This is a genomic window from Pseudomonas sp. IT-P260 (genome assembly GCF_949768395.1).
In the GTDB taxonomy this organism is placed as follows: domain Bacteria; phylum Pseudomonadota; class Gammaproteobacteria; order Pseudomonadales; family Pseudomonadaceae; genus Aquipseudomonas; species Aquipseudomonas parakoreensis.
In genome coordinates, this window is the sequence record NZ_CATKPO010000004.1 from 174,142 (window position 1) to 182,987 (window position 8,846).

Below are 8,846 nucleotides of genomic sequence, written 5' to 3' on the forward strand. Positions count from 1 at the left end.
CTTCGGTGCACAGAGATTTTGTGTAATGCATCAATCCAATGTGGGAGCGAGCCTGCTCGCGAAGAGGCCAGAACGGCCAGCGCAAGAATTACTGATCAAACAGCGCTTTCTGCCCCTCCGGCGACGTCAACATCCCATCGCCGTTATGCCCGACCCCGGGCACTTCAACCAGCCGCTGATTCACCCCTTCCGGATGCCGGCGCAGCAGGTAGCCGAAAAACAGTTTGCCGCGTTCCAGTCGATACGCGCCCTGGGCTTCGGCGGCGCAGCTCTTGTCCAGCGCCGGATGCTGCGGGTCGATGTCCTGCTGACCGAGCAGATAAATCACCTCGCGCTTGATGTAACGGCTTTCAAGCTGCAACGGCGTTTGCCCGCCGGCGTATACCGGCATGTCGCTCAGACCGTACTTCCAGCGATTAAACCCAAGGCACTGTGCGTGATCGAAGGCCACCGGCCGCTGTTCGTTGAAATACGCGTATGACGACGGGTTGGCCACCACGTACCGCAGGCGAATGCTGTTGGCCGTAAGCGCCGGTTGGTCCTTGGCCAGCAGGGCATAACGCTGCACCACTTGGCCGCCACCGGAATGGCCGAAAATCACAATCTGTTTCACATCCGGAAACTGCTTGCGGTCGCTGACCCGGGCGACGATTTCATCCAGTGCGGCGTAGGAACTCAGCGGATTCGGCCCTGTGGATAACCCGCCGCCCATCCACTCGTTGCCTTTCCAGCGCAGCAACGTGTTAGGCAGCGAGTACAGGGCGACGTCGCTTTCATTGAGAAACTGCGGCGCGATCACCAGCGTGTGCGTAGTTTGTCCGGCCAATTCCGTGGCGTGCTCGGCACTCTTGCGGTAGGTTTCGGCGTTGCGCAGACGGCCGTGAATGACGATCAGCACCCGCTCGATTTTTTCCGGTGCGGGGCTGATGCCCACGGCCATTTCGCCGGCCTTGAGTTGCAGACGCCCGGAGCTGATGGCATCGACGCCCGCCGCGTGTGCGCTGCCGCCGATGATCAGTAACGCCAAAAGCCATTTGTGCATTTACAGGTTTTTCGCCGCGAAGGTATCGCACTGGCCGACCTGGCCCTGGGCGAATCCGGTTTTGAACCAGCGCACCCTTTGCGCTGACGTGCCATGGGTAAACGAGTCCGGCACCACACGGCCCTGACCCTGTTGTTGCAGGCGATCATCACCGATGGCGTTGGCCGCGTTCAAGGCCTCTTCAACGTCACCCGGTTCCAGCCAGTTCAGGCGCTGCTGCGCATGGTAGGCCCAGACGCCGGCCAGGCAGTCAGCCTGCAATTCCTGACGCACCAGCAAACCGCCGTCGCCCTGCATCTGCCGCCCCTGCTGCCGGGCCGCCTGAATTTTCGCCGAGACGCCGAGCAGCGTCTGCACATGGTGGCCGATTTCGTGCGCGATCACGTAGGCCTGGGCGAAGTCGCCGGCAGCCTTGAAGCGCTGGGCCATTTCCTGGAAGAAGGCCATGTCCAGATAGACTTTCTGATCCGTCGGGCAATAGAACGGGCCGGTCGCCGAAGTCGCCAGCCCGCAGGCGGAATTCACCCGGTTGCTGAACAGCACCAAAGTCGGGTCCTTATATTGGCGGCCGGCCTGCTGGAAAATCGCGCCCCAGGTGTCTTCGGTATCGCCGAGGATCGAACGCACGAATTCGGCCTGCTGGTCGTTGGCCGGTGGCGCCTGACGGGTTTGCGTCGAGGCCGGTGCCGATTGTTCGGTCATTTGCCCGGTGAGCTGGCCGAGGATCTGCAGCGGGTCCTGCCCGGTGATCCAGCCGATGCCGACGATCAGCAGGATCGCCCCGAGGCTCAGGCCTTTGCCACCACCGAAACGCATGCCGCCGCCACCGCCGCTATCATCGCCACGGGCATCGACGACGTTGTCACTGCGTCGGCCTTTTTTCCATAGCATGTGGGAATCCTCTATCTGTACGTGGTGATGAGTGTTGCTGGTGTGTGAGTGTGGCGCCAGTCCGGTCGTCCGTCCATTGGCGCACACGCAAACAGGCCCGGCCTCGGGTGACGAGGGCGGGCCTGTTATTGACGAGCGTGTGGGCGACTAATTCAATCCGTTGGCGGATTTCTCTCAGCGCACTGTGCGTCAGCGATCGAAGGCGTCCCACACCGGGGCGAAATCCGGGCTGACCTGACGCTGATTCTTCGGCAGCGCGGCGATCAGTGCGCGGTCTTCAGCGTCCAGCTCAACCTGCAGCGCAGCCAGGTTCGCCAGTTGATTGGCCCGGCTGCTGGCTTTGGGAATCGCCGCGACGTTGGGCTGATCGAGCAGCCATTTCAGCGCCACCTGAGTCGGCTGAACGCCGTGTTTTTTCGCGATCTGCTGAATCTGCGCGATGTCCGAGACCTTGTTGCGCGCCAATGGCGTGTAGGCCGTCAGTGCCAGATCGTGTTGGCGCGCGTAGTCGAGCAGGGCGTTTTGTCCGAGCAAGACGTGGTACTCGACCTGGATCGCTGACAGAGGGATGCCGTATTCCTCGACGACTTTGCGCAGCAGCGGCAGCGGAAAATTCGCCACGCCGATGTGGCGAGCCAGACCTTGCTCCTTGAAGGATGCGAGGGTTTCAAGCGTGCGCGGCAAGTCCCAGTCAGCGCTCGGCCAATGGATCATGAACAGGTCGACATACTCGCTGCGCAAAGCCTTGAGGCTTCGCTCCATCGAGTGGCGCATGGCGTCGGGTTGCAACTGGTCCCACCAGACCTTGGTGGTGACATGAATCTGCTCGCGGGGTGTCGGTGTGTTCGCCAACGCTTGTCCGACTGCGTCTTCGTTGTTGTAGGCCGCTGCCGTGTCGATATGCCGATAACCGATTTCCAGCGCTTGCTCGACGGCACGGGTGCATTCGTCGCCGAGCATCGGCCAGGTGCCGAGGCCGAGTTTCGGCATGTTCAAACCCTGGGCGTTAACGATGTGCTGCATGGTCGATCTCCTGTTCGAAAGCAGTGATGCCGGCGATATGCCGGGCGGCGATGTAGCCGAACGTCAGCGCCGGGCCGAGGTTGATCCCGCCTGCCGGATAGTGCCCGCCCATGATGCTGGCCATGTCGCCACCGGCGGCGTAGAGCCCGGCGATGGGCCGGGCATGGGCGTCGAGCACTTGCGCCTGCGGGTTGACCTTGAGCCCGGCAAAGGTGCCGAAGCAGCCCGGTTGGACTTTCACGGCATAGAAAGGGCCGGCCTCTATTGGGGCAACGCAAGGGTTGGGAAGGTTCGCCGGATCGCCCTGTTTGCGGTTGTAGGGCGTTGCGCCGCGACCGAACGACGGGTCCTCGCCGTGGCGTGCATGGCGGTTGTAGTCCTCCACCGTCTGGCGCAACCCGCTGGGGTCGATGCCGCAGGCGCTGGCCAATTCTTCAAGAGTGTTGCCGGTTTTCAGATAGCCGCTGCGGATAAATCCTGACAGCGGAACGGGAAAGGGCCGCGACATGCCCAGGCCATAACGCCGTTGAAAGGCGCGGCTGCAGATCAGCCACGAGGCGACTTCCTCGCCTTCCGGGGTGGCGGCAACCATGGCGCTGACGTAGTCGAAGTAACCATTGGCTTCATTGACGAAACGCTGGCCGTTGCGCAGTACGCCGATGATTCCCGGTTTGCCGCGTTCGATGATGTGCGGGAAATGGCCGATGCTGCCGTCGGCATGGGGCACTTGCGAGACCGGCGCCCAGGCCACGGGCGACGCCACGTCGGTGTTGACCGTGGCACCGACGCTTTCGCCCAGACGCAGGCCATCGCCGTTGACCGCCAGCGGTGGCAGTGCCCAGTGTTCATGACCTGTGGGCGTGCGCGGAAACAAGGCCTTGCGCCGCTCGATGTCATTGGCGAACCCGCCGGCGGCCAGCACCACGGCTTTGCGTGCATGGACGCGGATCGGGCCTTTTGCGCTGTTGACCACGGCGCCGCAAACCCTTGATTCATCGCGCAGCAGTTCGCTCACCGGCGCCGACTCCCATAACAGGACGCCAAGGTCCTCGGCGGATTTCGCCAGCCTTGCGACCAGCGCCACACCGTTGACCAGTTGCATGGCCCGGCCGTGTACCGCCAGATCCAGCAAGTGTCGGGTAAAACGACGGGTTACATGCCAAGCCGCTTTCAGCGAACGGGTGAGATTGAGGAACGCCGAAAGGTCGGCGCCGGCCATGATCGGCATGCCCATGAAGGACGTTTCGCGCATCGTTGTACGCAGGCGCTTGAGCAGGCGTCCGACTTGTCGTCCGTCGTAAGGCGCCGCGATGACCGAGCGCCCGCCCGTGCCAGCGCCCGGCGTATCGCCATGGATGTCGGCGATGGCGTTGCCGTCGGCAAATTGCAAAGCGCTGTGCTGTTCGAAAAACGCGACCATGTGTGGTCCGGCAGTGAGGAAGGCGTCGACCATGGCCGGGTCGTAATGCTCGCCGAGTTCGTGGCGCAGGTACGTGCGCGGTTGCTCGATGTCTTCGACGATGCCGGCGCGTCGCGCCAATGGATTGCACGGTACCCACGCCCAGCCGCCGGACCACGCCGTGGCACCACCGAACAGCGGATCCTTTTCAACCACGATGACTTTCAGACCGTGCCAGGCGGCAGTGACCGCCGTGGATAAACCGGCAGCGCCGGAGCCGACGACCAGCACGTCGCAGTCGATTTCGGGAAGTTCGGCAGGCATCAAACAAAGCTCCGCAACTGGATTTTATTGGAATTAGATTCCAGAAATTAGCGAATGAAGCGCATCTGCCACAAGACCTGTTTCCGTAAAGTGGGCGGTTATCGCACTGCCGGTTCCGGATTTCGCTTTGTCTCGGATGTCTTTTAGAATCGGCGAAATTTCATTTGGATCTTCCCATGGCCGGCAGTCAGATCGAACGGGTTTTCAGTGTGCTGGAAAGCCTCACCAGTGAGCCGCGCGGGCTGCCGATGCAGACCCTGGCCGAGCAGCTCGACATCCCGAAAAGTGCCACTCACCGTATGCTCGCCGAGCTGATTCGGCTGGGTTACGTACGGCAGAATGCAGACACTCTGCGCTATCACTTGTCGACCAAACTGGTGGCGATGGGGTTTCAGTATCTGGCGAGCAGCGGTGCCGACATCGTGCAACCGGTGCTGGATCGACTGGCGCAGGAAACCGGTGAGCTGGTGCGTCTGGGAGTGATCGATGGCGAGCGCCAGACCTGGATCGCCAAGGCGCAGGGCGCACGGACGGGCCTGCGTTATGACCCGGACATGGGCCGCGACGCGCCGTTGTTCTACACCGCCTCCGGGCACGCGTGGCTGGCCTGCATGAGCGACGCCGAAGCCTTGTCGCTGGTCGAGCGCCAGGGTGCGGAAGTGCCAGTGGGCATTGGGCCGAATGCGCCGCGCTCCAATATCGAATTGCTGGAGCGCCTGCGGCTGGCGCGGGAGCAGGGTTATGCCTGCGTCGAGGAAAGTTCGGCGGTGGGCACTTCGGCGATTGCTGCGGTGGTCAAGCACCCCGTTGACAGCCGGGTGATCGGCGTACTGAGCATCGCCGGGCCAAGCGCGCGGATGCCTGGCGCACGGCTGCATGAACTGGCGCCGTTGCTGATGAAGTTCACCGAGGAGTTGTCGGCGGCGAGCCTGGCGTCTGAATTGTTTGTCTGACCCGCGCCGATCTTTGTAGGAGCTGCCGCAGGCTGCGATCTTTTGACTTTGTTTTTCAGATCAAGAGCAAAAGATCGCAGCCGGCGGCAGCTCCTACAGGTTGAGCGTCGTGTACGAAGTTGTGCGTTGTTCGCACGGAATTTCCATTAGCGGGTGTTTGATTCTGGAACGCAGTTCTAAATTGTTGCTGGAGTGACACTTCCAACAACAATCACAAGAGGATCGCGCCTTGACTCCGCCCCTTCGTATCGCCCTGATCGGCGCCGGCAACATGGGCCAGCAGCATTACCAGCACTTGCAAACCCTCGATGAAGCCCGCTTGTGTGCAGTGGCCGATCCCGGCCCGCAGGCTCCCGCCCTGGCGGCGCAGTGGGGCGTGGCGTATTTCGCCGATCACCGGCAGATGCTGGAGCAGGTGAGGCCCGATGCGGTGATCGTGGCTAATCCGAATAATCAGCACGTCAGCACGGCGCTGGATTGCCTCGCCGCCGGGGTTGCGGTGCTGCTGGAGAAACCGGTGGGCGTGCATCTGGATGAGGCACGCGAACTGGTGGCGGCAGTCAAACGCAGCGGCGTGCCGGTGCTGGTCGGCCATCATCGGCGGCACAATCCGTTGATCGTGCGTGCCCACCAATTGCTGCGCAGCGGCGCGCTCGGGCGGCTGACCACGGTTACCGCACTGTTCCAGGTGCGCAAACCCGACCGTTATTTCGAGGTCCCGTGGCGCCGTGAGCCGGGCGCGGGCCTGTTGCTGACCAACCTGATTCACGACCTCGATCTGCTGCGTCACCTGTGCGGGGAGGTGCAGTCGGTGCAGGCCGTCACCGACAACGCGGTGCGGGGTTTTGCCAACGAAGACAGCGTCGCGGTGTTACTGCAATTTGCCGGCGGTGCACTGGGCACGCTGAGCGGTTCCGATGCGGTCGCCGCGCCGTGGAGCTGGGAGCTGAACTCCGCAGAGAACCCGGTTTACCCGCGTCAGGCCGATCAGCCGTGTTATTTGCTGGCGGGCACTGCCGGAGCGTTAAGCATTCCGCAACTCAAGCGTTGGCATTACGCTGCCGATCAAGTCGATGCCGGTTGGCACGAACCGCTGATCGCGCTGCAAGAACCGTGTGAGGGCGGGGACGCGTTGCGTTTGCAGCTGCAACATTTTGTGCAGGTCGCGCGGCGTGAAGTCGAACCCTTGGTCAGTGCCGCCGATGCCGCGCGAACCCTGGCGCTGGTCGAGGCGATTCGCGAGGCGGCGGCCAGTGGCCGTGCCTGTTCCCCGGCAGCGGTCGAGGCGTGAGCATGAACGAACGAATCCTGTCCCTGGCCAGTCTCACCGTACTCGAGTTGTCGCCACCGCAAATGATCGAGGTCGCGGTGCGTGCGGGTTACAGCCATGTCGGCCTGCGCCTGGAACCGGCGACGCCTGAGGAATATCACTTTCCATTGGTGGCCGATGGCGGTTTACGGCGTCAGACGTTGGCGCGTTTGCGCGACACTGGCATCGCTGTGCTTGATGTGGAAATCCTGCGTCTGAAACCGCAAACCGTGGTCGCCGATTTCGACAAGCTGCTGGCCGTCGGCGCGGAGTTTGGCGCCAGTGAATTACTCGTCGCCGGCAATGATCCTGACGAGCAACGGCTCACCGACAACTTTGCCGCGCTGTGTGATCTGGCGGCGCCTTACGGTTTGCATCCGCATCTGGAGTTCATGCCCTGGACCGATGCGTGCAACCTCGAACAGGCGTTGCGCATTGTTGCCAATGCCGACCGGGAAAATGCCGCGGTGCTGGTCGATGCCTTTCATTTCGATCGCTCCGGCTCACGGCTGGAGGATCTGGCCAGCGTTGCGCCCGCGCGCCTGCGTTATGCGCAATTGTGTGATGTGGCGGGACCGAGACCGGCGGACATGGCCGAGATCTTGCGTCAGGCGCGCAACGAACGGCGGTTTCCCGGCGAGGGCGATTGTGATTTGCACGGTTTGTTGCGCAGTCTGCCAGCTAATATTCCCCTGAGCCTGGAGATCCCCACGGTAAAACTGCTGGAGCAGGGCGTCAGCGGATTGCAACGAGCGCAGATGGCGCTCGACAGGACGCGGGAATTGTTGGCGCAGTTATAAGTCAGTTTTTGTGGCGGGGCGCCAGCGTCCCCGCCACTGTTCATTTTTCCTTCAGAGATATCCAATGACCGTCAGCACCCCGCTCTCCGGTGTCAACCAACCCTTCAAGGGGATCCTGCTGATTGTCGTGGCGACTTTCCTGTTCTCCAGCCACGATGCGCTGTCGAAATACCTCTCGGGTTTCTACCCGATCGTCATGGTGGTATGGGCGCGGTATCTGGTGCACACCTTGCTGATGGCGGGAATTTTCCTGCCGCAATCAGGGCTGCGTGTGCTGCGCACCAAACGGCCGTTGTGGCAGTTGGCGCGGGCGCTGTGCCTGCTCGGCACCAGTCTGTTTTTCACCACGGCGCTGCTGTACATCCCGTTGGCCGAGGCCACGGCGGTCAACTTTCTTGCGCCGGTGCTGGTGACGGCATTGTCGGTGCCGTTGCTCAAGGAACGGGTAACGCGCGGGCAATGGATTGCGGTGATCTGTGGATTCATCGGCGTGCTGATCATCGTTCACCCGGGCGGTGAATTGTTCACTCCGGCGGTGCTGCTGCCGTTCTGCTCGGCGTTGTTTTTCTGCTTCTATCAACTGCTGACGCGCAAGCTCAGTGAGGTCGATAGTCCGACCACCAGCAACTTCTTTGCCGGTCTGTGCAACACCTTGGTGATGAGTGCGCTGGTGCCGTTCTTCTGGCAGGTGCCGACGTTGACGCACGCCGTGTTGATGCTGGCGCTGGGCAGTTGCGGGATGACCGCGCACCTGTTTCTGACCCAGGCGTTTCGGCACGCCGCGCCGGCATTGCTGGCGCCGTTCGGTTACTGCCAGATCGTGTTTGCCGGGCTGTTGGGCTGGGTGGTGTTCAATCACACGCCGAGCCTGTTGACGGTGATCGGCATTGTGGTGATCTGTTGCAGCGGCCTGGCGGCGGCGTGGCAGCAGAGCCGTCGATGAAGGATCCACAAATCCCTGTGTAGGAGCTGCGGCACGCTGCGATCTTTTGATCTTCAAAATCAGGATCAAAAGATCGCAGCCTGCGGCAGCTCCTACAGGTTCATCCGCAAACTATGGAAGAACACGATCAAATGTAGGAGCTGCCGAAGCTGCGATCTTTTG

General features: G+C 62.1%; 8 protein-coding genes. 4 read left to right on the forward strand and 4 right to left on the reverse strand.

Features of this window, described 5'->3' with window-relative positions:
• Positions 1–88 precede the first annotated feature (88 nt).
• From ACM6HV_RS03765 to ACM6HV_RS03780, 4 genes are all read right to left on the reverse strand, one after another.
• Complete coding sequence (locus tag ACM6HV_RS03765; protein ID WP_414903543.1) at positions 89–1,042, reverse strand: alpha/beta fold hydrolase; 954 nt, start codon at positions 1,040–1,042, stop codon at positions 89–91.
• A complete protein-coding gene (locus ACM6HV_RS03770) occupies positions 1,043–1,933 on the reverse strand; it encodes a neutral zinc metallopeptidase (RefSeq protein ID WP_414903544.1) in 891 nt (296 codons plus the stop codon). It abuts the gene before it with no gap.
• 189 nt (positions 1,934–2,122) lie between these two features.
• Positions 2,123–2,956: an aldo/keto reductase gene (locus ACM6HV_RS03775; RefSeq protein ID WP_414903545.1), complete on the reverse strand. Its 834-nt coding sequence runs from the start codon at positions 2,954–2,956 to the stop codon at positions 2,123–2,125.
• Positions 2,940–4,679, reverse strand: a complete 1,740-nt coding sequence (locus ACM6HV_RS03780) for an FAD-dependent oxidoreductase (RefSeq protein WP_414903546.1) — start codon at positions 4,677–4,679, stop codon at positions 2,940–2,942. Before ACM6HV_RS03780 ends, ACM6HV_RS03775 begins: the two co-directional genes overlap by 17 nt.
• 176 nt (positions 4,680–4,855) lie before the next feature.
• On the opposite strand from ACM6HV_RS03780, the gene ACM6HV_RS03785 reads away from it, so the two are divergent.
• From ACM6HV_RS03785 to ACM6HV_RS03800, 4 genes are all read left to right on the forward strand, one after another.
• On the forward strand, positions 4,856–5,632 hold the full coding sequence (locus ACM6HV_RS03785; RefSeq protein ID WP_414903547.1) for an IclR family transcriptional regulator: 777 nt from the start codon (positions 4,856–4,858) through the stop codon (positions 5,630–5,632).
• Between the two features lie 229 nt (positions 5,633–5,861).
• Positions 5,862–6,923, forward strand: a complete 1,062-nt coding sequence (locus ACM6HV_RS03790; protein ID WP_414903548.1) for a Gfo/Idh/MocA family protein — start codon at positions 5,862–5,864, stop codon at positions 6,921–6,923.
• Positions 6,924–6,925: 2 nt separating this feature from the next.
• Positions 6,926–7,741: a sugar phosphate isomerase/epimerase family protein gene (locus tag ACM6HV_RS03795; protein ID WP_414903549.1), complete on the forward strand. Its 816-nt coding sequence runs from the start codon at positions 6,926–6,928 to the stop codon at positions 7,739–7,741.
• Between the two features lie 64 nt (positions 7,742–7,805).
• On the forward strand, positions 7,806–8,684 hold the full coding sequence (locus ACM6HV_RS03800; RefSeq protein ID WP_145598311.1) for a DMT family transporter: 879 nt from the start codon (positions 7,806–7,808) through the stop codon (positions 8,682–8,684).
• Positions 8,685–8,846: the final 162 nt, after the last annotated feature.